Genomic DNA, 26,782 nt, shown 5'->3' on the forward strand with positions numbered 1-26,782 from the left:
GGACGACCAGGTCAAAACGCGTTCGGCTTACTCGCTTGAGGCACCCTGTCCCTTCGCCTTGGGACTGTAATTTTGGTGATCGGATCGTTCGCCATGGCGAAGCGCAAGCAACCGAAAAAACACCGCAGGCGGAACGCTGGGCAATCGCTCGGCGCCTCCGAAAGCCCTGATGCACTCAATTGCGGAAGACCGCATCAGCATCAGGCCCAAGGGTGCAACGGGCACCCGGCGTTCCGCACGCCCTCTCACAAGGGGGCGGGAATGCAAGCGACGACGGCGCCCCCGCGCCGCAAACAATGGGGGCGATGACGCATGTCTGATGGGCAGTGGCTGTTTGAAATTTACATAGGTGATGGCGCCCAAGCGCCAAAGGAATCCCTCCCCCTAGCGTAGCGCAGTGGGGAGGGTCGGCCAAACGAGACGATGCGTAGCATCGACGAAGTGGAGGCCGGGGTGGGGTGTCTCCGCGAACTCGACGCGTGCGGCACCACCCCCACCCGACCGGCCTATCGGCCGGCCACCCTCCCCACGCAAACGCGGGGGAGGGATAAGGACCGCCCCTACTGCACGCTCAATGCAACGAAGCGCAGCTCGCCTTCGGCATTCGACACCAGCAGCAGGACCGACTTCTTGCCGTCCTTCTTCAAGGCATCGACGCGCTTCTTGACGTCGGCGGCATTGGTGACCGCTTCCTGCGCGACCTCGACGATGACGTCGCCGGCAGTCAGGCGCTTCTCGGCGGCGTCAGAGCCGGCATCGACGCCGGTTACGATGACACCCTTCACGCTGTCCTTGATCTTGTACTTGGTGCGCAGGTCCTTGCTGAGGCCGGTGAGGTCGAGGCCCAGCGCCTTCTGCGTCGCCGGCTTCTCGGCTTCCGGCGTGGCCTTGATCGAGGCCTGCACCGGCTTGTCATCCTCGAGACGTCCGAGGGTGACCTGCTTGGTCTCTTCCTTGCCCTTGCGAATGATCAGCACATTGACCGCCTTTCCGACGGCGGTGCCGGCAACGATGCGCGACAGGTCCTTCGGCTCCTTGACGTCGCGGCCATCGAACTTGATCACCACGTCGCCGGGCTCGAGACCGGCAGGCTTGGCCGGTCCCTTGTCGTCGACGCCAGCGATCAGCGCACCGCGGGCGGGCTTGATGTTCAGGCTCTCGGCGATCTCGTCGGTGACCGGCTGGATCCGCACGCCGAGCCAGCCGCGGCGGACTTCCTTGTATTCGCGGAGCTGCTCGATGACGCCGACCACAGTCTTCGACGGCACGGCGAAGCCGAGTCCGATGGAGCCGCCGGTGGGCGAGATGATCAGCGTGTTCACGCCAACCACTTCGCCCTCGAGGTTGAACAGCGGACCGCCCGAATTACCGCGATTGATCGAGGCGTCGGTCTGGATGTAGCTGTCATAGGGGCTGTTGTTGCTGATCTCGCGGTTACGCGCCGAGACAATGCCCGCAGTAACGCTGCCGCCGAGCGAGAACGGATTGCCGATGGCGATTACCCATTCGCCGAGGCGCAGCTTTTCACTGTCGCCGAACTTCACGGCAACCACCGGCTTCACCGGGGTGAACTTCAGCACGGCCAGATCGGTCTTCTTGTCGACGCCGACCAGCTCCGCCTTGATCTTGGTACCGTCATTCATGATGACGGTGATCTCGTCGGCACCATCGATGACATGGTTGTTCGTGACCACGACACCCGAGGTGTCGATGATGAAACCGGAGCCCAGCGAATTGGTCTTGCGCGGCTGCAGGCCGCCATTCTTGTCGCCGCCAGGGCGCCCGCCCCGGTTCTTGAAGAAGTCGTCGAAGAACTCCTCGAACGGCGAGCCTGGCGGCAGTTGCGGCATTGCCCCGCGGCCACCGCCCTCCCCCTTGTCGCTGTTCTTCGCCTCGACAGTCGAGGTGGTCGAGATATTGACCACGGAATCGATCACCTTCTCGGCAACGTCGGCGATGCCATCCGGTCCGCGGGCCGAGGCCGGCGCGGAAAATGTGGCGACCGCGGCGCCAAAACAAAGCGCCGTCAGCAGCGGACGCAGGCCGCTATACGATGCGCGGCGCGAAACGGAGCTCAGAGAGGGATGAGCGATGGACATGTCGGAAACGTCTCCAAAAGAGAGTCGGCAAATTTGACTGAGAGTGCGCCCGAACGGCGACATCGCGCAAGCCTTCGCGCGGGCCATCCGGCTGGCCCATCTGGGACGTGGATTGCGGCGGAATGCGGACGCAGGGGTGCACGATCGCGTTGATCGGGAAGAGCTTTTTCGGACGCCCGGAGAGATTACGAGCCGCCGCTAGCGCCGGATCGCCCAGATCAGGATCAGGCCGCCGACGGCCGAGACCAGACCGGCAATGCGCAGGATGTTGTCAGGGCTTTGCAGCGCGCTCTTCATCGCGCGGCGCATCCATCCGGGAAATGCCAGGAACAGGATGCCTTCGAATACGAACAGGATTCCGATGCCGATGAGGAAGTCGGCAAACGCTATGGACCTCATCCGACTTCAACTCCCGAACCTTCGCACCCTGGCCGCAGTTTCTTGGCAGTTTTCTTGGCGCTTTTCTGAAAACAAATGAGGCGCACCACGATGGCGCGCCTCATCCTTAGATCAGAGTGGCAGCGAACGCAAAACAGGTATCCGCGTAAGCTTAATTGACGACGCCGTTACTGCGGCTTTGCCGCGGGGGGCTTTCCCGACGGATTGGCGAAGAAGCGGAAGAACTCCGAATCCGGCCGCAGCAGGAAGCGGGTATCGTTGCTCTTCAATCCGTTCTCGTAAGCCGTCATCGAGCGATAGAACGCGAAGAACTCCGGATCCTGGCCGTAAGATTCGGCGAACAGACGGTTGCGCTCGCCGTCACCGGCACCGCGCGTCTGTTCAGCCGTCGAGTTCGCATCGGCGATAATGACTGTTGCTTCACGATCGGCCTTGGAGCGAATCTCCTGCGCCTTCTGGCCACCGCCCGCGCGGAATTCAGCAGCTTCCCGCTGACGCTCGGTCTGCATCCGCTGATACACCGCCTGGCTGTTCGCCTCCGGCAGATCGGCGCGGCGGATACGAACATCGACGACGGAGATGCCGTAACCATCGGCTTCCTTGTCGAGCTGATCGCGGATCTTGTTCATCAGGCCTTCACGGTCGTCGCGAACGATCTGGATGAAGGTGACCTCGCCGAGCACACGGCGCATGGCCGCGTTGAGCAGCGTGGTCAACTGGATGTTCGCCGCCTGGATCGACCCGATGCTCTGGTAGAAGCGCAACGCGTTCTTGATCTTGTAGCGGGCGAAGGCATCGACCACCAGACGACGCTGGTCGTTGGCGATGATTTCCTGAGCCGGGTTTTCCAGATCGAGGATACGCTTGTCGATCGAGATAACACTGTCGATGAACGGAATCTTGAAGTTCAGACCCGGTTCGGTGACCACGCGGACGGGCTCGCCGAGTCGCACCACGAGGGCCTGTTCAGTCTGGCGCACCGTATAGATCGAGCCAAAGCCCACGATGACCAGCACCAGCACTACAATCAGTGCAACGATACCTGAGATGCCGGTTTTCATCGGGTGCTCCCGCTCTGCTGAGGCTGACCAGATGGCGCCGGAGGCTGACGCCGCGGCGTCAGTTCATTCAAGGGAAGATAAGGCACGACGCCTTGCGAAGCACCCGCGCCCTGGCCGCTGTCATAGACCAGCTTCTCGGCACCGCCGAGGATCCGCTCCATGGTTTCGAGATAGATACGCTGACGGGTTACGTCAGGCGCCTTCTTGTACTCGTCATAGACTTTCAGGAAGCGCGCGCTCTGGCCCTTGGCTTCGGCGATCGCCTGTTCGCGATAGCCTTCGGCGACCTGCAGGATCTGCGCAGCGCGACCGCGCGCATCGGGCACGACACGGTTGGTGTAGGTCTGGGCTTCGTTCTGCAGACGCTGGGCGTCGGCCTGTGCCGCCTGCACGTCACGGAACGCATCGATCACCTGGGCAGGCGGATCGACCTTCTGCAACTGGACCTGCTGGATCAGGACGCCGGCGCTATAGCCGTCGAGCGTCTTCTGCATCAGTTCCTGCACCTGGGTTTCGGTGGTGGTGCGTGCGCCGGTGAGGATCGGCTGAATGTTGGCGCGGCCAACGACTTCACGCATCACGCTCTCGGCCACCGCTTTCACGGTGCCTTCGGGGTTCTGGATGTTGAACAGGAAGTTGCCGACACCGTCGGGCTTGATGCGCCACAACACGGTGAAGTCGACATCGACGATGTTTTCGTCGCCGGTGAGCATCAGGCTTTCTTCCGGCACATCGCGGATGCTGCGGCCGCGGCGACCGGTGTCTTCCATGATCGACATGCCGACCGACAGCGTCGATACGCGCAGCGCCTTCGGCAACAGCACGGTCTCGATCGGATATGGCAGATGATAGTTCAGGCCGGGCTGCACGGTACGCACATGCTTGCCAAACCGAAGGACGACACCGAGCTCTTCGGACTGCACGCGGAAGAAACCGGACAGACCCCAGATCACGAGCGCCACGACGAGCACCAGCGCGATGCCCATGCCGCTGACGAAGCCGCCGGGCAACATCGACTGCAAGCGGTCCTGCCCCTTGCGCAGCAAATCCTCAAGATCAGGCGGCTTCGGTCCGGACGATTGCGGACCAGAACCCCAAGGTCCCTTCGGACCAGAGCCCCATGGGCCTCCGCCTTGATTCTTCCACGGCATTCAACACTCTCCTCTGCGCGGCCGGACATACCGGTCTCGCCACGTCTGCGTGGCTTTATAGGGGACGACCCCAGCTCTTACAACGCGGGGTTCTTGATCGCTGGAGCTATGCCCGAGGCCGCGAAAGTCAATGTTAACGGGCGGAAAACGCAGTTAACGAGGCGCTCTCCGGCAATATGTCACATAGGAGAAATCGACGCTGTCCTCGCCCGCCGCGGCATTCCTGACGCGTGCCACTTCTTCCCACACAGTGAGATCGACTGGCGGCATAAAGGTATCGCCGGTTGGCTGCGCGTGAACTTCGGTGACTTCGAGGCGGTCGGCGATCCCCATCCATTGGGCATAGATCTCGGCGCCGCCGATCACGGCAATCTCAGTGACCAAACGCCGCAGCGCATCGCCAGTCGCCACCGCGCGTGCATCGGCCAGCGACGTGGTGACTACGGCTCCCGCGGCCTGATAGCCCGCATTGCGTGTGATGACGATATTGGTGCGTCCCGGCAGCGGTTTGAGCAATGACTCGAACGTCTTCCGGCCCATCACAATCGGCTTGCCCATCGTCAGCGCCTTGAGGCGCTGCATGTCCGACTTCAGCCGCCATGGAATAGCACTGCCCTGCCCGATCACGCCGTTCTCGGCGACGGCATAGACGAGCACGATCTGAGGGACAGCCGTCGTTGAGCTCACACCGCAACCTCGGCCTTGATATGCGGATGCGGATCGTAGCCTTCGAGGGTGAAGTCCTCGTAGCGGAACGCGAAAATGTCCTTCACGTTCGGATTGATCTTCATCACCGGCAGCGCGCGTGTCGGCCGCGTCAGTTGCAGCCGCGCCTGTTCCAGATGGTTGGAATAGAGATGCGCGTCGCCGAGCGTATGGATGAAATCGCCGGCCTTCAGGCCCGTCACCTGCGCGATCATCATCGTCAGCAGCGCGTAAGACGCAATATTGAAAGGCACGCCCAGAAAGACATCCGCAGAGCGCTGATAGAGCTGGCAGGACAGCTTGCCGTTGGCGACGTAGAACTGGAACAGGCAATGGCACGGCGGCAGCGCCATCTTGTCGATCTCGGCGGGATTCCACGCCGTCACGATCAGCCGGCGCGAGTTCGGATTGCGCTTGATCATGTCAATCACATTGGCGATCTGGTCGATGCTGCGTCCGTCGGGCGCCGGCCATGAGCGCCACTGCGATCCATAGACCGGACCGAGATCGCCATTGGCGTCCGCCCATTCATCCCAGATCGAGACGCCGTGGTCCTTGAGATATTTGATATTGGTATCGCCTGCCAAAAACCACAACAGCTCGTGGATGATCGCCTTGAGCGACAACTTCTTGGTGGTCAGGACGGGGAAGCCATCGCCGAGCTTGAAGCGCATCTGATGGCCGAACACCGACAGCGTGCCTGTGCCGGTGCGGTCGTGCTTCTCGGCACCGTCGCTCAGGATTCGCTCTAGCAGGTCGTGATACTGGTTCATGGTCGGTCTTGCGGGCTCGTGAGCGGGCGAACTTATCGCCTCGGCCGATGGTCGGACACGCCGATTCCCGGATTATACCCGGAAAAGTGTGTCCCTGCCCGGCAAACGACAAGGGCCGGATCCCCTGGGGATCCAGCCCTTGAAATCAACCGGTTAGCCGGTTCCCGATCACATCGCCGGCTTCAATACCGCCGACCACTTGGCAACCTCGCTCTTCACCAGCTCACCGAGCGCAGCCTGGGTCCGGGCTTCCGGCTTCGGAATGTCCGAGCCGAGATCGAGCAGACGCTTCTTGACGTTCTCGTCGTCCAGCGCCTTGGCGGCGGCGGCGTTCAGCTTGGCAGTGATCGCCGCAGGCGTGCCCTTGGGCGCGAAGATCGCGTTCCAGGCAGAGGCCTGATACTTCGGCAGACCGGCTTCGGTGGTGGTCGGGACGTCTGGCAGCGACGGGTTACGATCGGGCGTCGCGATCGCATACGCCTTGATGGTGCCGCCCTTGATCTGCGGAACGGCATTGACGATCTGGTCGCACATATAGTCGACCTGACCACCGACCAGCGCGTTCATCGCCGGACCAGTGCCATTGAACGGCACACCGGTCGGCTTGATATCCAGAACCGAGCTCAGCAATTCGCAGGACGAATACGACACAGAACCGACGCCGGCATGGGCCATGTTCAACTTGTCGCTGTTGGCCTTCACATAGGTGACGAATTCCTTGAGATCCTTCGGCGCGAAATCCTTCCTCGCCAGGATCAGAATTGGCGTGCCGGCCAGCAGCGCGACGGGCTCGAAATCCTTCTCAGGGTGATAAGCGAGCTTCGGATAGAGCGGCACGGCCGCAGCATGGGTGCCCATGTGGCCGGTGATGATGGTGTAACCATCATTGGCCGCACGCGCCGCACGCGTCGCGCCGGTCGTGCCACCAGCGCCGACGACGTTCTCGATGATGATCTGCTGGCCGAGCGTCTTCGACATATCGGCAGCGACGATGCGCGCGATGACGTCGGTGGGGCCACCGGCCGCGAACGGCACGATCATGGTGATGTTGCGCGTCGGGTATTCCTGCGCCTGAACAGTGGTTGCCAGTGCGCCGAAGCCGGCGACGGCCGCCAGGCCACTGATCGCAACTCTGCGATTGAACAGCTTCATTTGGTTTCCTCCGAAAATGTTTTTGCCGCGAAAATAACGACAGTCGCGGGACTGAATACAAGCCACGGCCCGAAGTCTATTCGACTTCGGGCCGTGGCGTAACGACGCAGACGCGTGGAGAGATTCGTCAGCTCTCAGATTCGACGAAGACTTCGTCGCGTTTCTTTCGCAGTGCGGGAAGCAGAGCGAGGACCAGCAGGAACGCCGAGATTGCCATCAGGCTGGCCGACAACGGACGGGTGAAAAATACCGTCGCGTCGCCACGCGAGATCAACAGCGCACGACGCAGGTTCTCTTCCATCAGCGGCCCGAGCACCATGCCGAGCAGCAATGGAGCCGGTTCGAAGTCGTGCTTAATCAGCCAGTAGCCGAGCAAACCGAACACGCCTGCGAGCACCACGTCCATCGGCGCGTTGTTCACCGAATAGATACCGATGCTGCAGAACACCACGATCGACGGGAACATGAGCCGATACGGCACGCGCAGCAGTCGGACCCAGATGCCGACCAGCGGCAGGTTGATCACGAGCAGCATCAGGTTGCCGATCCACATCGAGGCGATCATACCCCAGACCAGTTCGGGCTGCTTCTGCATGACCTGCGGACCGGGCACGATGCCATGAATGGTCATCGCGCCGACCATCAGCGCCATCACCGCATTGGGCGGAATGCCGAGCGTCAGCAGCGGAATGAACGATGTCTGCGCTGCAGCATTGTTCGCGCTTTCCGGTGCGGCAACGCCTTCGATGGCACCACGGCCAAACCGCTGCGGATGCTTGGACAGCTTTTTCTCAAGCGTATAAGCGGCGAAGGACGCGATAACCGCGCCGCCACCCGGCAGAATGCCGAGAATGGAGCCGAGCACCGTGCCGCGCAGAATTGCCGGCGCGGAGTCCTTCAAGTCCTTCTTGGTCGGCATCAGGCCCGTGACCTTCTGCTGCACCAGGTCGCGATCTTCTTCGCCACCGGCATCCAGATTGCGGATGATTTCAGCAAAGCCGAACAGGCCCATAGCGACCGTGGCAAAGCCCAGACCGTCGGCGAGTTCGGGAATGTTGAACGACATACGCGATGCGCCGGTCTCGATGTCGGAGCCGACCATGGACAGCAGCAGACCGAACACGATCATCGCGATCGCCTTCAGCACCGAGCCCTTCGCGAGCACGACAGCGAAGATCAGGCCGAGCACCATCAGCGAGAAGTATTCGGCCGGGCCGAAGGCCAGAGCGAGCTTGGTGAGCGGCGCGCCGAGCACGGCGATCAGCACTGTTGCAACGCAACCTGCGAAGAACGAACCGATCGCAGCAATGGCAAGCGCCGGACCTGCGCGGCCCTGCTTGGCCATCTGGAAACCGTCGAGCGCAGTGACAACGGAACCGGCTTCACCGGGAATATTAACGAGGATCGACGTAGTCGAACCACCGTACTGCGCGCCGTAATAGATGCCGGCGAGCATAATCAGCGCGCCGACCGGCGGCAGACCGAAAGTGATCGGCAGCAGCATGGCCACCGTGGCAATAGTGCCGATGCCCGGCAATACGCCAACCAGCGTACCAACCAGTGCGCCGATCAGACACAGCAGGATGTTGATCGGAATCGGAATCGACAATCCGCCCAAGAAAGGCGGCGCCCATTGCACGAACTGGAAAACGGTCGAGAAGCCAAGACCGAGATTTGAAAACAGATCACCCATAGCGCCCTCGCCCTCAGCGGATCAGAAACGTCGGCCACATCTGCAGCGGCAGACCAAGCGCGTACGGAAATAGCAAAGCGCAGAACGCCGTGAGGCAAGCGCCGACGATGATCGTTTCCTTCCACTGCGTCTCGGCCGTGCCGAGCGCAGCGATCAGGAACGATGCCATTGCAGAGAAGACCATGCCCATCGGACGAATGCAGAGCGCGAAGCACAGAATCGCCAGCGATACGAACAGCGGTCCGCGCCAAGCATAGACGGCGAGCCTTGGACCTTCCGTGAGCACACCGACGACCGTTACCGCTGCGCCGAGGGCCAGCAACAGAATACCGAACATCCGTGGCGCAGTGCCTGCGCCGAAGGAGAAGCCATGCATGCCCTGAAGATCACTGGAAGCCCACAGCGCGAAGGCTGCGATGGCCATCAATGCGATGCCGCCGATAAAGTCCTGAGGGCCTTTGACCCAGCTCGGTAAGATGGATTTCTCCGGCGCATGGCTCGGCGCATCACTCATTGGTACGTTCCCCTGTCACGAGCTTGTAGCCCAAACATCATCGTTCGGAGACCGCCCAACGGCTCCGTGGTCAAGCTTGCTAGCGATTTTCGTCAGAGAACGCCAGCGAAACCAATAAGGCCTCCGGCAACTAACAACCATAGCGGGTTAAGCCGCGTGGCAAACGCCAAAACGGCGGCACTCCCCGTTACCAGAAACGCCGCCCAGGTGGTGTCGGAAGCGAACAGCAGAACCAGCCCGCTGGCGCTCATGAGACCTATTGATAGGGGCACCAGCGCTGCCTGCACGATTCCCGGCCATTGGGCGTGGCTCGACCGCGCAAGCAATTGGCTGACAAAATAAGCAAACACGGCCGTCGGCCCACACATGGCCAGCGTTGCAACCATCGCGCCGAGGATGCCGGCGACCTGATAGCCGATCAACGTTACAATGAGAACGTTCGGCCCCGGCGACAGCTGCGAGATCGCAAACACATCCGCGAACTGCTTGTCGGACATCCAATGGTTGACATCGACCGCGAGCCGATGAATTTCGGGAATGGCCGAATTGGCGCCGCCCACGGCAAAAAGCGACATCAGCCCGAACGACCAGGCCAGCGTGACAAGCGATCCGGAGTTCGTGTCGCTCATGCGGCCGCCCGCCGTCGCATCAACATGGTCAGGCCGATGCTGACGGGAATCGACACCAGAAGAACGGCCGGCAATGGCCATCGCATCACGCCAACTGCGACGAAAACGGCGACCAGCAGCGCCAGGCTGACCGGCTCACGCTTCTTCAGAAGCGGCAGCATCATTCGGAAAATCACAGCGAACAACAGTCCGACCGCAGCGCAAGATACGCCGGCTAGTGTGCGCCGCAGCGCGTCGATATCCCCAAAGCGTGCATACAGGATCGCCAGAATGGTCACGATGACCACGGGCGGCCCCAGCAATCCCGCAAAGGCTGCAATGGCGCCAGGCACACCGCGAAACCGCGATCCGAATACAACCGACAGATTGACGATATTCGGCCCCGGCAAGAAATGGCAAAGTGCGAAAGTCTCATTGAATTCCTCGGGCGTCATCCAGCCGTGCTGCTCGACGATCGCCCGGCGCGCCCAGACCAGAACGCCTCCGAAACCGGCCAGGGACATCTTTGCAAAGGCAAGGAATAGCGTCAGCAGTCCCGGCGGCGAGGCCGACGCGAGTTCCGCAACTGGGGCGTCAGCCTGTGGTGAACTTGGACGCATGGTCCAGACCTAGGGCCATCCGCCCATCGGGCCAATCGATTTTTGCCTGTTTTCACGCCAATCGGCGGTTGAAATGACCGCCCGGCTGTATCGCGTCCAATTTGCGTCATATATAGAGGGCGCCAGCTTTTCCGGCTGCTGACCTCGGGTCAAGACCGGGATAGAATAGATAGAACAGTATGTGACGCGAGTCGGCCTCCGGCCTCGCCTTCACTCCATATATGGCCATGACCAAGACAAGCGACGGGACCGACCGATGGCAACCGATCATATTCGATACGATGTGCTGGCGCGCGACGCCCTCCGTGGCGTTCTGCGCCGCGTGCTGATCGACGCTGCCGAACATGGCCTGCCGGGCGAGCATCACTTCTTCATCACCTTCGTTTCAACGGCCGACGGCGTCAAACTGTCGCCGCGCCTGCTGGCCCAGTATCCAGAGGAAATGACGGTGATCCTGCAGCATCAGTTCTGGGATCTCGTGGTCACCGAAGATCGCTTCGAGGTCGGCCTGTCCTTTAACGGCATCCCCGAGCGCCTCGTCGTGCCGTTCAACGCCATCAAGAGCTTCTACGACCCCTCGGTGCAGTTCGGCCTTCAGTTCGAAACCGAAACCGCTGTAGAGACCCCGGCTGCCGGTGCGACATCCGCAGCCACTGCGGCATCTGCTCTCGCCGCCCCTCCAGCTCCGCCCGCGCCTGCTTTAGAGGAAGAACCGCCAAAATCGGGCGAAGGTGCAGAAGTCGTTCGTTTAGACCGCTTCCGGAAAAAATAATCGCAAGACGTTGTAAGGTGTCGGGGCCGCGTTCACGCGGCCCCATTCTTATGCGCCGCACCCGCCAGAAGTCTCTGCAGGGAGCGCGGCATCGCAAGGACCGTACCCATGGCCAAATCCTCGAAGACCTCCGCCACCACCCGCACCGAAACCGACAGCTTCGGTCCGATCGAGGTCGCAGCGGATCGTTATTGGGGAGCGCAAACGGAACGGTCGCGACAGAATTTCAAGATCGGTCACGATCGCATGCCGATGCCGATCATTCGCGCGCTCGGCATCGTCAAGCTGGCAGCGGCCGAAACCAATCGCGAACTCAAACTTCTCGAGCCCAAGCTTGCAAAAGCCATTGTGAGCGCAGCACGCGAAGTCATCGACGGGAAGCTGGATGATCACTTCCCACTGGTCGTCTGGCAAACCGGCTCCGGCACGCAGACCAACATGAATCTCAACGAGGTCATTGCCAATCGTGCGAATGAGCTTCTTGGCGGTGAACGCGGCGCCAAGAAGCCCGTGCATCCCAATGACCATGTCAACATGAGTCAATCGTCCAACGATTCGTTTCCGACTGCGATGCACATTGCGGCAACGCAGGGTATTGTTGAGTACCTCATCCCCGCACTAAGCGAACTACATGCTGCGTTGCGCAAGAAGGAAAAAGCCTTCGCAAAGATCGTGAAGATCGGACGCACGCATACACAAGACGCGACGCCGCTCACGCTCGGGCAGGAGTTTTCAGGCTACGCCGCACAGATCGACAGCGGCATCAAACGCTTGCGAAGCGTAGTGAAGGATCTCTACCCGCTCGCCCAAGGTGGAACTGCAGTCGGGACCGGCCTCAACTCCAAGCCTCGTTTTGCGAAGTTGTTCGCGAAGCACGCAGCAACAATTACCAAGCTCCCTTTCATCACTGCACCGAACAAATTCGAAGCACTCGCATCAAACGACGCCTATGTGTTTGCACACGGAGCGATCAACTCGGTTGCAACTAGTCTATTTAAGATTGCAAATGATATCCGGCTGCTCGGATCTGGCCCGCGTTCCGGGCTTGGCGAATTGATCCTTCCGGAGAACGAGCCTGGCTCATCGATCATGCCCGGGAAGGTAAATCCGACACAATGTGAAGCAATGACAATGGTATGCTGTCAGGTATTCGGTAACCACACGGCAATTACGGTGGCCGGCAGTCAGGGGCACTTCGAGCTCAATGTCTACAAGCCGGTGATGGCCCATTGCATGATGCAGTCCATCCAATTGATGGCGGACGTTGCGCGATCCTTCACAGAGCACTGCATCGACGGAATTCGCGCCGATGAAAAACGAATTCATGAGTTGATGGAACGATCACTGATGCTCGTGACTGCACTCGCACCGAAAATCGGTTACGATAACGCGGCGAAAGTAGCTAAGGTTGCTCATGCAAACGGAACGACATTGAAGGAGGAAGCGCTGCGGCTCGGTTTTGTTAGTGCAGCAGAGTTCGATCTTCTTGTTCAGCCGGCCAAAATGATACATCCTGGGTAAGCAAGAATATTTGCTCACAGCTTGTTGAGAATAACTCCAGAAGGAAATAGTTATAATTCATATCTGCTAAATGGTTAGAATGGTCGCATATCAGACGCGTTTTTCCTTGTGATGCAACAGAAGGTGATCTGGTTACGCTTCGTAGATGACTTCATTTTTCTGCGGAGCTTGTTTGGAACTACGGAGAATATTTTAGGATGGATACCGAAACCGAATTCACCCTCGTCTCGTACAACTACCGGATGGTGAAGACGTTTCCCACCCCATCATTTTTTAAAGACAGGAGCGATCATGGGTGACCTGATCAATCTCAATCGCTTCAAGAAGCGCACTGCACGAGAGGAATCGGCAAAACAGGCCGATATAAATCGTGCGCGCTTCGGACGAACTAAGTCAGAACGAACATTGCAGGAGCAGCGCACAGTCCGTGCGAACAACGTGCTGGATCAGCATCACATCGATGGCGAGGACGCATCATGAAATCGCCCGTAGTTAAGAGATCGATCGTTGTTGCGGGTCACAAGACCAGCGTGAGTCTCGAAGAGGCGTTCTGGAACGGCATGAAGGAGATTTCGAATCTTCGCGACATGACGCTTTCTGAGCTGGTTGGTGAGATCGACACAAACCGTCAACAGGGCAATTTGTCGTCCGCGATTCGGCTGTTCGTGCTCGATTACTTCCGTACACGTGCCGTTCCGCAACAGCGGATGCCGGAGCACAATCTCTCGGCGTAAACACAGCCGACCTTCAGCGAATCGCTTCGCCGTCGGTCGTGTTTGCTGAGTCATCGTCAGAACGTCGGCCGCGCTGAACTCGCGGTCGGCGGTGTCAGCACAAGTGGAGGTGCGGGCCTCGGCCTTGGTGCGCGCGCAGCACCGGGTGCCGGACGAATTTCAATGGGTGCAGGCAGCGGCGCAACCTGCTGACTTGCAACAGGCGGCGTCGCAGGACGAGGCGTAGCAGCCTTCGGTGCCGGACGGCGCGGATCGCGACCGGGAAGAAGCACATCGGAGGGCGCAGAGGCCGTCGGTGGATCACTCGCGGGCGCCTGCGTGTCGACGGGCAGCGAGGCGGACGGCGGAGGAACGGCAACGGGCACAGCCGTCGGTGGCAACTCACCGCGTTCAAGCGAATCAAGCCGGCGCGTCTCGCGATCGATTGCGCGCACTGCGAGCCAGGATGATAACGCCGCCACATCAAGCGTGCGATCGAGCTTATCAGGCGTTCCCGCCGCGAAGATCTGAACTTCCGGTCGAACGCTCGACGTCCCCGCGCTCGTGCCGGTCAATGTCGCGCGCGTATCCACCTGGTCGGCAACGATATCGTAACCTCCGGACACAATCGCACGCCCTCCTTCGCCATCGAGCGTCGTCGCACCAACGCGCAGGCGGCTATCCTTGATACTGAACGGAACCTGCACCGAAGTTAGGGACAATGCACCGCCGGTGATCGCGGTATCGACGATCTGACGCAACTTGGCGTCATTCGTGGCCTGCCCGGAATCGCTGGCGCGAATGGCAATGTCGAACGCACGTGGGTCGAGGCCATTGATGCGCGCCCCGTCGATCGTCAGCAATCCACTGCCGGACAATGCGCCTTCCAGAGCCGAAGCACTGCGCCCCTGACTGGCCAGCGTCATCCGCAGCGATGTCTTGCCCGCGGGCATTGCCAGTGAGCGATAGCGCAAGGCGGCTCCGTCTACGCCAGAGAATTGCACGCGAGCCCCAAGTGCATATCCGGTGATCGATGGCTTGAGATCGACATTAGCCGTGATCTCGCCGCCACCGACAGACCCTTTGATCGTATCGATCGTCAGGGCCTGGCCATCACTCTTCACAGTGCCACTGACGGGGCGCAATTCAATGCCGCCGGGCAATGTCCCGCGCAGCGCCTGAAAGGCCAACTGCCCGCGCCATCCCTGCAGCACACCATGCCCGAGCGGATCCGTGGCGTCGCGACCTCTCATGCCTATAGCAAAGCCGAAGGCCGGCCCGAGTTCGATCGCATCCATGCCGATCTGACCATCGATGGCTTTCTCGGCACCAAGCGTCAGCGCAATACGGCCGCGCACGCGTGAACCAGCCAACGTGCTGTCGATATCTTCCAACGTAACTTTGTCGCCGTTCAATGTGAGCCGCGATGACAGGCTGACATTCTGCGCGACCGCATCAGACGGCTTGAGAGCGACCAGCGGCGCCAGATTGGCGCGACGTATCGCAAGCGTGAGCGATGCTTTCGGTGATCCCGCCCAAGGCTCCGCACTGCCCTGAACATCGGCATCGACATCCGTGCCAGACAGTTTTGCCGTGACGCGCAGCGGCGCGCGCCATTGCCCTTTTGCCGATCCTTCGAAATTCACAATGGCGTCACTTGCGGCGATCGCATTACTCAAACCCAACAATGCGAGAAGTTGCCCGCCCTGCCCGGCCAATTTGGACTCGAGTGCCACATCGCTGCGCGACAGCTCATTGAGGTCGACGCCGCGCATCGCCGCTATGGGAGGAGATGCGGTCAACGTCGTCGTCCCCTTCACTTGCGGTGCATCGATATCGAACACGGCGCGCGCATTTGTCCGATCGGCGCGTTGTTGATCCTTTGCCAGATCGAGCGACAGTTTGACGCGAACCGCGCCGGGCGTCGCGGTCATGGCGCTGAGCCGCGACGCAACAGACGGCGCCAGCGGCGCGAGCATGTTGCTGATCAGACTCATCGATACGGATGTGGCGTTGAGTGTCAGTCCGCCCGTGGCCTCCATGCGATCGAACGAAGCGCGGCCGTCGAGCATCAGGCCGGTGGCTTCACCGACTTTGAAGCGATCGACCGAGATCATCTTTGGAGTGTAGGCCAGTTGCACCACGAACGGGCGCATCTCCTGCCCGGCTGATACAGCACGGCCGATATCGAGTGACACTTGCCCTCCATCGGGCCACTCGGCCTGCGGCTCGCCAAGCGATCGGATCAAAGCTACCGCTGCGTCGAGATCGAGCCGGTCGGCCTTCAGGTCGGCATCGAAGCGGGAGCCGCCAGCGGCCGAGGGATACGAATATGCAGCACGACCTTCGACCGTTCCACCGTCGATCTCCGCCTTGAGTGCCTCGATGGCCAGGCGATTGGACATCGAAGTAATATTGCCGCGAATGCGTAGCGGCTTCTGATTGCGCAAGCCAATGTCTGTTCGGCCCTTGAGCCACGCAGCAAGCGTATCCGGATCGGACGACTCGACCGCGATGGCCCCCTTGAAGCCATCCGATGCACCTGGCTGTGCTGCGCCGCCGCTCAACGTGACGCGGGTCGCGCCTGGCGCACGAAACTCGAGACGATCGACCGTCCATGTTGCTGCATCGCTACGCAGGTCAGCGCCGATATTCTGCACAGGCTTTCCGCCGAGCATGATCTGCTCCACGCCAATCTCGATCTGCGTCGCCAAGGGCGCCATCGGCATGTTCAACAACAGTCTGCGCAACGCCGGGAATGGCGTCACCGCATCGTTGGTCGCATTATCTCTGGAAAGCAGGCGGTCGGCATCGAGCTGCTTGGCCGACAGCACCGCATGCAGCAGTGGCGATGTGCCAAAGCGCATGTCAGCAAGACCAGCGAACCTGAAAGCGGTCTCTTCCGCGCCATAGCTGGCTTCAAGCGCTTCCATATGCGCAGCGGCCGGATCGGCCTTGACCTTGGCGAAGACGCGCCACGGCGTTGGCAGTTGATCGCCCACGCCATTCGCCTTCAGGCCGGCCGGGCTTGCGAGAGTCAGTGCGCCGTCGAAGCGTGGCGTGCGATTGTCGAAGTTGAGCACGCCATCGAGATCGACGGACAAGGGCTTCTCGCCGGGGTCGACAGTGAAACGAACGCGCGTGCCGTTGCCGTCACCGGTCGGCCCGGAGGACAAACGGAACGGATAACGAGCGCCCGACAACAGGAAATTGCCATCACCGCGCATGGCGCCGGCCGCCAATGAGCGAACATCGCCGCTGAAGGCGACGTCGTAGAGTTCGAGCGTGCTCTTGCTCGCAGCATCATGGAGTGCGGCACGACCGGTGACGTTCAACCGGTCTATCGCCAGCGCGCCAAGATTGAATGACCCTGTGGAAGCCGGAAGTTCGATACGCCCCTGCGCATTGAGGCCGAGATCGACCGCAGCGCCGCCGATGGTGAGTTCTGTCGCGCGCCATTCGCCGCGCATCAACGAACTCAGGCTGAATTCCACATCGAGATTGTCTGCACGGATCCTGCCGAGATCGTTGGGACTGCCCACCGTGATCGACTGCAGCCGCAGCGACGGCGCCGGCAGCAGCCGCGCCTCCAGCCCGCCGCTGACGCGAACGGGCGCACCGACCACGCGCGTGGCTTCAGTCTCGAATTGCGGGCGGAACTGATTCCAGTCGACGAAATAGGGCCCGACCAGAGCAGCAACCAGCGCCAGGATAAATGCAATTGCCAGGCCGAGCAGTGTCGTCTGCACTGAATCTCCCCTCAAGCGTTCCGGCAGAATGTCCGCCTGCCTGCCAAGCAAAGTGCTTTGCAGCACGTCACCCGGCAATACGCCTTACAGACGTTGCACGGCCACGCAGAAATACGCGGGAACGCATCTATTTATAGAACCAACTGTGGCGAAGTCACAGCACGCAATACATGGCCAGATCAGCCATCCCTCGCCATCCGCTTGCGGCAAATCGCCCGGCTTCGATCAAGTCGAAGCACCCTGCTCCAGCGGTTTCGCGGCGCCATGGGCGCGGTGCAAACGTCCGGCCACCGCCCTCACCTTGCCCGGCGACGCCATCCAGACCGCGAAGGTCGCGAGGAAGCTGACTGCGATTCCAAGCGCAAATGCAGGCGTATAGGTACCAAAGTGGTCGTGCAGGACACCCGTCACCAAGGGACCGGCGGCGCCGCCGGCCAGCGCCGCCAGCATGAGCGTGCCGAAAATGCTGCCGAAATGCTCGCCTTGAAAAATCTCGGAAACCACGGCGCCCATAATGGACGTCACGCCATAGCCCAGCAGGCCCTGCGAGATCACCATGACATAGACGAGCGCCAGGCTCGGTACGGACTCCAGCGCAATCAGGGACGCAAAGCAGATTGCGAAACCGACACCGCTGACGGTCCAGATCCATTCGCGGCCGATGCGATCGGACAGATGACCCAGAAATATCTGGCCGGGCACACCGAACAGACTGACCATACCAAGCGCCCAGGCGGCGACACCCGGCGTGAAGCCGATGTCGAGCAGATACTTGGTTTGATGGACCTGGACGGCATACCAAGCATACAGCCCACCGAACAGGCCGAGCGCGAGCCACCAGAACCGCGCCGTTCGTATGGCGCGTGCCAGCGTCCAGTCGATACTGGCCCAAACCGGGTCAACCACATTGGATACATGTTTCGCCGACGAGGTCGGCGCCTGATCGCCGTCTGGCAGCAGTCCCATATCCTGCGGGCGTTTGCGCAGCAGCAAATTGATCGGCACGAGCACGACCAGCACCACGAGCCCGACGGCTGTGCAGGCGGTGCGCCAACCGGTCTGCTCGATCATCACCTGCACCCAGGGAAGCACCGTCACCGATCCGATGCCGACGCCTGCGAATGCGAGGCCGACCGCGAGGCCGCGCTTGCGGCTGAACCAGTTCGGCAGAAACAGCGATTGTCCGGAATAGCCGAGGCAGACGCTGCCTGCGCCGACCAGAACGCCGATGGTCATGTACAAATGCCACGGTTGCGTCGTCAGCGGCGCCAGCAACAGGCCAGCAGCCATCAGCACGGTGCCAAGTTCCATGACGACTCGCGGGCCGCCGCGGTCCATCAGCCTGCCCATCAGCGGGCTCATGATCGCGGAAATCAGGAAGCCGAATGAAAAGGCACCGGCGGTGACGCCACGGTCCCAGCCGAACTCCTGGAGAATTGGCGGGAAGAACAGCGAGAACGATGTCCGCGCATTGACCCCGATGGCCATGGAAACGAACGTGACGGCGACGATGACCCAACCATAGAAAAACGGTAGCCGCATCGGATGATGCCTTTTTTATTGGACGCATTCTGCGTCAAAGCTTTTTGATCGCACCTTCCGTAACCGAAAAGCGCAATCCATGCTGGTATATAATTATATCTACAACTTTAAACTTTTTAAGAATAGTTAAGCATTATCGCTGCTGCCGAGTTTTCCCGCCCGCATTCGGCCTGACCGGATGCGGCAACCTGGCGTCACGCCTGCGGCAGGATCTTCCCCGGATTGAAGATATTGTCGGGATCGAGCGCCTTCTTGAGCGCCCGCATGGCGTCGAGCGCCTCACTGCCCAGTTCGGCCTGCATATACTTTTGCTTGCCTTGCCCGATGCCATGTTCACCCGTGCAGGTGCCCCCCATCGCCTGCGCCCGTTGAGCGAGGCGGTGCATGAAGTCCTCCGCGCGGGCGACCTCATTGGCATCGTTGCGATCGCAGACCATCGAGCAATGAAAGTTGCCATCGCCGACGTGGCCGACGATGGGCGCCAACAGGCCGAGCCGCGCGAGATCCTCTTCCGTCGCAGCGACACATTCCGCGAGTTTGGAAATCGGCACGCAGACGTCGGTGGCCGCGACATCGGAGCCCGGCCGCATGCTCTTCACCGACCAGTAGGCATCGTGACGGGCCTGCCAGAGCTTGGTGCGATCCTCCGGCTTCGTCGTCCAGGAGAAATCACCGCCGCCACATTCCAGTGCGATCTCGTGAAAATTTCGCGACTGCTCGGCCACTTCGGCCTCGCTGCCATGAAATTCCAACAGCAGCAGCGGCGTTTCCGGCAGCGTCAGCTTGGAATAGGCATTACAGGCACGCACCTGCGCCTCATTCAGCAGCTCGATCCGAGCAACGGGAATGCCGGTCTGAATCGCAAGAATCGTCGCCTGACAAGCGCCCGCAACCGTGGCGAACGAACATGATGCGGCAGCCATGTTTTCGGGAATGCCACGCAGCTTGATGGTCAGCTCGCTAATGATACCCAGTGTGCCCTCGGCGCCGACAAACAGATGCGTCAGGTCGTAGCCAGCCGAAGACTTCTTCGCGCGGGTGCCGGTCTTGATGATCTCACCATCGGCGCGCACGACCTTGAGCGCGAGCACGTTGTCGCGCATCGTCCCGTAACGCACTGCGTTGGTGCCGGAGGCACGGGTCGAGGCCATGCCGCCAAGCGACGCATCGGCACCGGGATCGATCGGGAAAAACAGGCCTTGATCGCGCAGGTTTTCATTGAGCGCCTTGCGGGTGACGCCGGGCTGGATCACGCAGTCGAGGTCTTCGCTGTGTACTTCCAGAATCTGGTTCATGTCGCGCATGTCGATGCAAATGCCGCCTGCCGGCGCATTGACCTGACCTTCCAGCGACGTGCCGGTGCCGAATGCGATCACCGGAACTTTGTTCGCTGCACAAATCCGGACCACGTCCTGGATATCCGCGGTTTCCTGCGCGAACACGACGCCATCCGGCGGCTGGTTGGCAAGCCATGTCGTGGTATGGCCATGCTGCTCGCGAACCGCCTGCGACGTCACCAGCCGATTGCCAAAACGCGCCGTCAGCGCTTCAAGCGCCGTGGCCAGGGCCTTCGGCTCCGGTCGTTTCAAATTGTTCGCAATGCTAGCCACAGCAGTCCCTCCGACGCGGCGGGACCGTGGCAAAGGTTGTATAACGGGTCAAGAGACGTGAGAGCGGAACAGGAATTACCGATGATTGAGCCAACCGACGATCTGCTGCAACCCGTCCCTTTCCGGGCGCATGTCATGCAGATCGAACCGCAATGGATCGACTATAATGGCCATCTCAACATGGCCTATTACAACGTGCTGTTCGACCGGGCGATCGACGACCTTTGGCTCAAGATCGGGATCGGTCCCGAATATATGAGGGCGCGCAACAACTCGACCTTCACGGCCGAATGCCATGTTCGCTATGTCAGGGAAATCCATCTCGGTGATCCCGCGCAGGTGTCGATCCTGGTTGTCGCTGCGGACGACAAGCGCATTCACACCTTCAAGGAGTTGCGCCACGCCACCGAGGGATGGCTGTCGGCGACGTCGGAAAACATGACGCTCCACATGGACATGACGGCCCGGAAGGTTGCGCCGTTTCCGCCTGATATCAGCGCCCGCGTGCAGGCGCTGGCCAATGCGCACCGATCCGTAGATCGCCCCGAGGGCATCGGCCGATCGATCGGGATGCCCTCAAAGAAGTAACCGTCAGACCCGGGTTCGGCCGCGGACGAGGCCCACAACAGCAGAGATCAGGAACAGGATGATGGCGATGAAGAAGATCGCCTTGGCGATTTCGATGGAGGCGCCGGCGATACCACCGAAGCCGAGAACGCCAGCAATGAGAGCAATGACGAGGAAGGTAACGACCCAGCTGAACATGGCACAAACCTCAGTTTTTGGTTTTTGACGCGGCATTCGCCGTCGCGCTTGATGCTGAAACAAGCCGGAGCGAAAACGAAAGTTCCCGACCCACGTACCAGCCAACATCACTGAAACGAGAGCGCTCCTGCGTGCCAACGGGCGTCAGAGGAGCCCCATGCGGGGATAAGTCTGTCGCCAGAAGCCTCTAGCTCCTATATGCCCTCCTATCCTGCTAAGAAGGCTCCCCTTTAAGGCCCCGCGGTGCCAACGTGGGCGAAATACGATTCGCATGAGTGACGCACGCAAAATGCCCGCCAACGATCTCCCTGCCTACCAACCGGCGGCGGGCGGCATTGGCGCGCGTGCGCGCGCTGCTGCGGCGCCAGCGGCACAGTATCTGAGCGGGCTCAATCCGGAGCAGCGCGACGCCGTCGAGACGCTCGACGGCCCTGTCCTCGTGCTCGCGGGTGCCGGCACCGGCAAGACCAAGGTTTTGACCTCGCGGATTGCCCACATCCTGAGTATGGGCCGTGCGCGACCCGGCGAAATCCTGTCGGTGACCTTCACCAACAAGGCCGCGCGCGAGATGAAGCACCGGCTCGGCATCATGCTCGGCCAAGCGGTTGAAGGCATGCCGTGGCTCGGCACCTTCCACTCGATCGGTGGCCGCATCCTGCGCACCCATGCCGAACTGGTGCAGTTGAAATCCAACTTCACGGTGCTCGACACCGATGACCAGATCCGGCTTCTCAAGCAGCTCCTGCAGGCCGACAATATCGACGACAAGCGCTGGCCGGCGCGAATGTTGGCCAATCTGATCGACGGCTGGAAGAACCGCGGCTTGACGCCATCGCAGGTACCGTCAGGCGAAGCCGCCGTGTTCGGCAATGGCAAAGGCGGCAAGCTCTATGCCGCCTATCAGGATCGGTTGAAGACACTCAACGCCGCGGATTTCGGCGACCTCCTGCTGGAATGTATCCGGCTGTTCCGTGAGCATCCGGATGTGCTGAAGCAGTATCAGCAACGCTTCAAATATATTCTGGTCGACGAATATCAGGACACCAATGTCGCACAGTACCTGTGGCTGCGGCTGCTGTCGCAGGCGCCGGGGCAGCGTGTGCTGCCGGAAGCGGACGCGCCATCGGCAGACAGCAAACCGACCGCACCGCTCAAGAACATCTGCTGCGTCGGCGATGACGATCAGTCGATTTACGGCTGGCGCGGCGCCGAAGTCGACAACATCCTTCGCTTCGAACATGATTTTCCCGGCGCCAAGGTCGTTCGGCTGGAGCGCAACTATCGCTCGACCGGCCACATCCTCGCCGCCGCATCGCATCTGATTGCGCATAACGAAGGCCGCCTCGGCAAGACGCTGCGCACGGAGGACGTCGACGGCGAGAAGGTCACCGTCACCGGCTCATGGGATTCCGAGGAAGAAGCGCGCGCTATCGGCGAAGAGATCGAACAGTTGCAGCGCGAGGGCAACAAGCTCAACGACATCGCCATTTTGGTGCGCGCGTCGTTCCAGATGCGCGAGTTTGAAGACCGCTTCGTTACGCTCGGCCTGCCCTATCGGGTCATCGGCGGCCCGCGCTTCTACGAGCGCGCCGAAATCCGTGACGCACTGGCCTATCTTCGGGTGATCAACTCACCCGCCGACGATCTCGCTTTCGAGCGTATCGTCAATGTGCCCAAGCGCGGCCTCGGCGATGCCACCGTGCAGATGCTGCACGATCATGCCCGCCGGCGTCGCATTCCGCTCTCTGAGGCTGCCCGTCAGGTCGTCGAGACCGACGAGATGAAGCCGAAAGCGCGCGGCAGTCTCCGCGACCTGATGATGAGCTTTGAGCGCTGGCGCACGCAAAGCGAAGTGATGCCGCATACCGAGCTTGCCGAAGTCGTGCTCGACGAAAGCGGCTACACCGATATGTGGCAGAAGGATCGCTCCGCCGACGCTGCAGGCCGCCTTGAGAACCTCAAGGAACTCGTGCGCTCGATGGAAGAATTCGAGAACCTGCAGGGCTTCCTCGAACACATCTCGCTGGTGATGGACCGCGAAGGCGGCGCCGATGAGGATGCCGTGTCTGTGATGACACTGCATTCCGCCAAGGGCCTTGAGTTCGACAACGTCTTTCTCCCGGGCTGGGAAGAAGGCCTGTTCCCGCATCAGCGCGCGCTCGACGATCAGGGACGCGCCGGGCTCGAGGAAGAACGCCGTCTCGCCCATGTCGGCATCACCCGCGCACGCCGCCGCGCGAAACTCTATTTTGCCACTAACCGGCGCATTCACGGCACCTGGAACACGACGATGCCGTCGCGCTTCCTCGATGAATTGCCGGCGGCCAATGTCGAGATCACGGAATCAAAGGGCGGTTCAGGCTGGGGCGGCGCAGGCGGCTACGGCGCATCGCGCTTCGACAATGTGGAGTCCTTCGGCTCGAGCTACTCAACACCAGGCTGGCAGCGTGCGCAGGCCAATCGTTCGCGCGGCGGGGGACAGGGCGGCAGCGGCTTCAGCGAAGGCCAGTCGCCCTTCGGCGGCTCCTCTTCATCGCGGAACAAGCGCCCGATGACCATCGAAGGCGAGTTGATCGCGAAGTCCACCGGCACAGAGTCCGACTTCACGCTGCAGGACCGCGTCTTCCATCAGAAATTCGGCTACGGCAATGTGACCAAGATCGACGGCAATAAGCTCACCATCGTGTTCGAGAAGGCCGGTGAGAAGAAGGTCGTTGATAGTTTCGTGGAACGCGTCTGACAATGCCGACCTATATCGCGCTCATCCAGAAAGATGCCAGCGGCACCTTCAACGTCTCGTTTCCCGATCTTCCCGGCGTCGTCACCGCCGGTGACACGCTCGATGAAGCCATCGCGGAAGCCGAGGAGACGCTCGAATATGCTGCCGAGGACTGGCGCAATCCGGACGGCTCGACAGGCCTTCCGACGCCGCGCACTATCGAGCAATTGACCAGCGACCCCACATTTTCCGATGCAGCCGACGGTGGCACCATTGTCGAGATCGACTACGAAGCCGCAGAACAGCCTTAAAATCGCCTATTCCGCGATTGCGCTTGCGCATCTTCATTCCTATGTACGCACCCCGCGCCCGACAAAGCCGTTTCGGCTGCGCGGTTCGTGCATCCCGGTATGACCGTCCGGTCCTCTACCTTCCCCTTTTCGAACGATCATATCGCCGATGTCTCCCATCATTTCCGTTTCCAATCTGACCAAGAGCTATGCCTCGGGCTTTACGGCCTTGAAGGGTATCGACCTCGACATCAACCGCGGCGAGATCTTCGCGCTGCTGGGGCCGAACGGCGCCGGCAAGACGACGATGATCAGCATCATCTGCGGCATCGCCAATGCTACCTCCGGCAAGGTCACGGTCGATGGCCACGACATCGCCCGGGACTATCGCGCCGCGCGGTCGCTGATCGGGCTGGTGCCGCAGGAACTGCACACCGACGCCTTCGAATCGGTTTGGGCCACGGTCAGTTTCAGCCGCGGCCTGTTCGGCAAGCCGAAGAACCCGGCGCTGATCGAGAAAATCCTGAAAGACCTCTCGCTGTGGGACAAGAAGGATAACAAAATCATCACGCTATCCGGCGGCATGAAGCGCCGCGTGATGATCGCCAAGGCGCTGTCGCACGAACCGCAGATCCTGTTTCTCGATGAGCCTACCGCCGGCGTCGACGTCGAACTGCGCAAGGGCATGTGGGAAGTCGTCCGCACGCTGCGCGCTGCCGGCGTCACAGTCATCCTCACCACGCATTACATTGAAGAAGCCGAGGAGATGGCCGACCGCATCGGCGTCATCAACAAGGGCGAGATCATCCTGATCGAGGAAAAGACCAAGCTGATGGAGCAGCTCGGCAAGAAGCAGCTCAAGCTGTATCTGCAAGGCAAGGTCACGGAGATTCCAGCCAGCCTGGCTCACTACAACCTCGAACTGGCAGCGGACGGCCATCAGTTGATCTACAGCTACGACACCAAGAGCGAGCGCACCGGGATCACCAGCCTGCTCGGCGATCTCCGCGAATCCGGCATCCGCTTCTCCGATCTCGACACCACGCAGAGCTCGCTCGAAGACATCTTCGTCAGCCTGGTGAGGAAGTAACATGAACTTCAGAGCTGTCCGCGCCATCTATCTGTTCGAAATGGCGCGCACCTGGCGCACTGTGCTGCAGAGCATCGTTTCGCCGGTGATTTCCACCTCGCTGTATTTCGTGGTGTTTGGCGCAGCCATTGGCTCGCGCATCACCTCCATCGAGGGCGTCAGCTACGGCACCTTTATCGTGCCCGGTCTAGTGATGTTGTCGGTACTCACGCAGAGCATTTCCAACGCCTCGTTCGGCATCTACTTCCCCAAGTTCACCGGTACGATCTATGAGCTGCTCTCGGCGCCGGTGTCCTATGTGGAAGTCGTGCTCGGCTATGTCGGTGCTGCTGCGACCAAGTCGATCCTGCTGGGCCTGATCATTCTGGCCACCGCCGGACTGTTCGTGCCGCTGCACATCCTGCATCCGTGGTGGATGCTGACCTTCCTGGTGCTGACAGCGGTGACATTCAGCCTGTTCGGCTTCATCATCGGCATCTGGGCTGACGGTTTCGAGAAACTGCAGGCGATCCCGCTGCTGGTGGTGACGCCGCTAACCTTCCTGGGCGGTAGCTTCTACTCCGTCAGCATGCTGCCGTCGGGTTGGCGGACTGTCACGCTGCTCAATCCGGTCGTGTATCTGATCAGCGGCTTCCGCTGGAGCTTCTACGAAATCTCCGACGTCAGCGTCGGCTGGAGCATCGGCGTCACCTGCATGTTCCTGGTGATCTGCATGTTCGTCGTCTGGTGGATTTTCAAGACCGGCTACAAACTGAAAAACTGAAATCGCTGATAACAAAAACGGCCCGGTGCGAACCGGGCCGTTTTCATTTCAAATCGATGTCTGCTTAGCGATAGCAGCGGAATTTGCCATTGCGGTTGTAATAGCCGCGGCACTGGGTCCTTCGGCCTTCGGGAATCCCCAGCACGCCCTTGACGCCGCCCACGGCCGCGCCGACGCCAAGGCCAACTGCGCCACCGACCACACCGCCGACCGGTCCGGCGGCGCGATTGCCGTCACGGTAACCTTGGTTGGCACCCTGCTCACCACCCCGGAATACGCCCTGCGCCTGCGCAAAATGCGGCATGGCGACCAGAGCAAGCACGCCCGCGGCGAATGCCAGGCGGGTCTTCATCGACGAACTGATCGGCAACACAGCGGTCTTAACGGTCATCTGGAGCTTCCCTCTGAGCGACGAGAATTCGCCGCTTGCGATTGTGGGAGGGCAACGCGCGACCTAGGAACCGGTTCCATCT

The 26,782-nt window shown here is 60.9% G+C and carries 25 protein-coding genes; 9 read left to right on the forward strand and 16 right to left on the reverse strand.

The genetic code is table 11. From position 1 onward, the window contains the following. Window positions 1-560 precede the first annotated feature (560 nt). From A4A58_RS16540 to A4A58_RS16590, 11 genes are all read right to left on the reverse strand, one after another. Window positions 561-2,099, reverse strand: coding sequence for a Do family serine endopeptidase (locus A4A58_RS16540; protein ID WP_068734019.1), 1,539 nt, complete (start codon window positions 2,097-2,099; stop codon window positions 561-563). A gap of 198 nt (window positions 2,100-2,297) precedes the next feature. Beyond that, window positions 2,298-2,498, reverse strand: coding sequence for a DUF2065 domain-containing protein (locus A4A58_RS16545; RefSeq protein WP_068734021.1), 201 nt, complete (start codon window positions 2,496-2,498; stop codon window positions 2,298-2,300). A gap of 167 nt (window positions 2,499-2,665) precedes the next feature. Next, window positions 2,666-3,559, reverse strand: a complete 894-nt coding sequence (gene hflC, locus A4A58_RS16550) for a protease modulator HflC (RefSeq protein WP_068734024.1) — start codon at window positions 3,557-3,559, stop codon at window positions 2,666-2,668. Continuing rightward, entirely contained in the window at window positions 3,556-4,710 is a 1,155-nt protein-coding gene (gene hflK, locus A4A58_RS16555; protein ID WP_068734026.1) for an FtsH protease activity modulator HflK, read from the reverse strand. Before hflK ends, hflC begins: the two co-directional genes overlap by 4 nt. A gap of 153 nt (window positions 4,711-4,863) precedes the next feature. Further along, the gene (locus A4A58_RS16560) at window positions 4,864-5,397 is read right to left on the reverse strand and encodes a dihydrofolate reductase (RefSeq protein ID WP_068734028.1); all 534 of its coding nucleotides are present in this window, start codon (window positions 5,395-5,397) and stop codon (window positions 4,864-4,866) included. Next, window positions 5,394-6,188 carry a thymidylate synthase gene (locus A4A58_RS16565; protein WP_068734030.1) on the reverse strand — a complete coding sequence of 265 codons (795 nt, stop codon included), beginning with the start codon at window positions 6,186-6,188 and terminating at the stop codon, window positions 5,394-5,396. The genes A4A58_RS16560 and A4A58_RS16565 overlap by 4 nt, the downstream gene beginning before the upstream one ends. 168 nt (window positions 6,189-6,356) lie before the next feature. Beyond that, entirely contained in the window at window positions 6,357-7,340 is a 984-nt protein-coding gene (locus tag A4A58_RS16570; protein WP_068734032.1) for a tripartite tricarboxylate transporter substrate-binding protein, read from the reverse strand. Window positions 7,341-7,467: 127 nt separating this feature from the next. Further along, a complete protein-coding gene (locus A4A58_RS16575; protein ID WP_081421909.1) occupies window positions 7,468-9,033 on the reverse strand; it encodes a tripartite tricarboxylate transporter permease in 1,566 nt (521 codons plus the stop codon). Between the two features lie 13 nt (window positions 9,034-9,046). Beyond that, entirely contained in the window at window positions 9,047-9,547 is a 501-nt protein-coding gene (locus A4A58_RS16580) for a tripartite tricarboxylate transporter TctB family protein (RefSeq protein ID WP_068734034.1), read from the reverse strand. Between the two features lie 92 nt (window positions 9,548-9,639). Further along, window positions 9,640-10,176: a chromate transporter gene (locus tag A4A58_RS16585; RefSeq protein WP_068734036.1), complete on the reverse strand. Its 537-nt coding sequence runs from the start codon at window positions 10,174-10,176 to the stop codon at window positions 9,640-9,642. Further along, the gene (locus tag A4A58_RS16590; protein ID WP_068734038.1) at window positions 10,173-10,775 is read right to left on the reverse strand and encodes a chromate transporter; all 603 of its coding nucleotides are present in this window, start codon (window positions 10,773-10,775) and stop codon (window positions 10,173-10,175) included. The genes A4A58_RS16585 and A4A58_RS16590 overlap by 4 nt, the downstream gene beginning before the upstream one ends. A gap of 256 nt (window positions 10,776-11,031) precedes the next feature. On the opposite strand from A4A58_RS16590, the gene A4A58_RS16595 reads away from it, so the two are divergent. The 4 genes from A4A58_RS16595 to A4A58_RS16610 all read left to right on the forward strand — a co-directional run bounded on the left by A4A58_RS16595 (window position 11,032) and on the right by A4A58_RS16610 (window position 13,802). Then, window positions 11,032-11,547, forward strand: a complete 516-nt coding sequence (locus tag A4A58_RS16595; RefSeq protein WP_068734040.1) for an SspB family protein — start codon at window positions 11,032-11,034, stop codon at window positions 11,545-11,547. Between the two features lie 108 nt (window positions 11,548-11,655). Then, window positions 11,656-13,068, forward strand: a complete 1,413-nt coding sequence (gene fumC / locus A4A58_RS16600; protein ID WP_068734042.1) for a class II fumarate hydratase — start codon at window positions 11,656-11,658, stop codon at window positions 13,066-13,068. A gap of 291 nt (window positions 13,069-13,359) precedes the next feature. Next, complete coding sequence (locus A4A58_RS16605) at window positions 13,360-13,548, forward strand: DUF4169 family protein (protein WP_068734044.1); 189 nt, start codon at window positions 13,360-13,362, stop codon at window positions 13,546-13,548. Beyond that, window positions 13,545-13,802: a ribbon-helix-helix domain-containing protein gene (locus tag A4A58_RS16610; RefSeq protein ID WP_068734045.1), complete on the forward strand. Its 258-nt coding sequence runs from the start codon at window positions 13,545-13,547 to the stop codon at window positions 13,800-13,802. The genes A4A58_RS16605 and A4A58_RS16610 overlap by 4 nt, the downstream gene beginning before the upstream one ends. Before the next feature lie 56 nt (window positions 13,803-13,858). Here A4A58_RS16610 and A4A58_RS16615 read toward each other — a convergent pair whose 3' ends face one another. From A4A58_RS16615 to A4A58_RS16625, 3 genes are all read right to left on the reverse strand, one after another. Beyond that, window positions 13,859-17,530, reverse strand: a complete 3,672-nt coding sequence (locus tag A4A58_RS16615) for an AsmA family protein (protein WP_068734048.1) — start codon at window positions 17,528-17,530, stop codon at window positions 13,859-13,861. Between the two features lie 225 nt (window positions 17,531-17,755). After that, a complete protein-coding gene (locus tag A4A58_RS16620; RefSeq protein WP_068734050.1) occupies window positions 17,756-19,072 on the reverse strand; it encodes an MFS transporter in 1,317 nt (438 codons plus the stop codon). A 194-nt stretch (window positions 19,073-19,266) separates the two neighbouring features. Further along, window positions 19,267-20,682, reverse strand: coding sequence for an FAD-binding oxidoreductase (locus A4A58_RS16625; protein ID WP_068734051.1), 1,416 nt, complete (start codon window positions 20,680-20,682; stop codon window positions 19,267-19,269). 81 nt (window positions 20,683-20,763) lie between these two features. On the opposite strand from A4A58_RS16625, the gene A4A58_RS16630 reads away from it, so the two are divergent. Further along, complete coding sequence (locus A4A58_RS16630) at window positions 20,764-21,270, forward strand: thioesterase family protein (RefSeq protein WP_068734053.1); 507 nt, start codon at window positions 20,764-20,766, stop codon at window positions 21,268-21,270. A gap of 3 nt (window positions 21,271-21,273) precedes the next feature. Here the strand turns inward: A4A58_RS16630 and A4A58_RS29700 are convergent, their stop codons facing one another. Continuing rightward, entirely contained in the window at window positions 21,274-21,447 is a 174-nt protein-coding gene (locus A4A58_RS29700; RefSeq protein ID WP_081421911.1) for a DUF1328 domain-containing protein, read from the reverse strand. A 271-nt stretch (window positions 21,448-21,718) separates the two neighbouring features. Between A4A58_RS29700 and A4A58_RS16635 the strand changes: the two genes are divergently transcribed. From A4A58_RS16635 to A4A58_RS16650, 4 genes are all read left to right on the forward strand, one after another. Continuing rightward, the gene (locus tag A4A58_RS16635) at window positions 21,719-24,187 is read left to right on the forward strand and encodes an ATP-dependent helicase (RefSeq protein WP_068734055.1); all 2,469 of its coding nucleotides are present in this window, start codon (window positions 21,719-21,721) and stop codon (window positions 24,185-24,187) included. A gap of 2 nt (window positions 24,188-24,189) precedes the next feature. Next, window positions 24,190-24,477: a type II toxin-antitoxin system HicB family antitoxin gene (locus A4A58_RS16640; protein ID WP_068734057.1), complete on the forward strand. Its 288-nt coding sequence runs from the start codon at window positions 24,190-24,192 to the stop codon at window positions 24,475-24,477. A 148-nt stretch (window positions 24,478-24,625) separates the two neighbouring features. Further along, a complete protein-coding gene (locus A4A58_RS16645; protein ID WP_068734059.1) occupies window positions 24,626-25,546 on the forward strand; it encodes an ABC transporter ATP-binding protein in 921 nt (306 codons plus the stop codon). 1 nt (window position 25,547) lies between these two features. After that, the gene (locus A4A58_RS16650) at window positions 25,548-26,309 is read left to right on the forward strand and encodes an ABC transporter permease (protein ID WP_068734061.1); all 762 of its coding nucleotides are present in this window, start codon (window positions 25,548-25,550) and stop codon (window positions 26,307-26,309) included. A 64-nt stretch (window positions 26,310-26,373) separates the two neighbouring features. Here the strand turns inward: A4A58_RS16650 and A4A58_RS16655 are convergent, their stop codons facing one another. Beyond that, window positions 26,374-26,700 carry a hypothetical protein gene (locus A4A58_RS16655; protein WP_068734063.1) on the reverse strand — a complete coding sequence of 109 codons (327 nt, stop codon included), beginning with the start codon at window positions 26,698-26,700 and terminating at the stop codon, window positions 26,374-26,376. Window positions 26,701-26,782: the final 82 nt, after the last annotated feature.

Source organism: Tardiphaga robiniae (assembly GCF_001618955.1).
Classification (GTDB): Bacteria; Pseudomonadota; Alphaproteobacteria; order Rhizobiales; family Xanthobacteraceae; genus Tardiphaga; species Tardiphaga robiniae_A.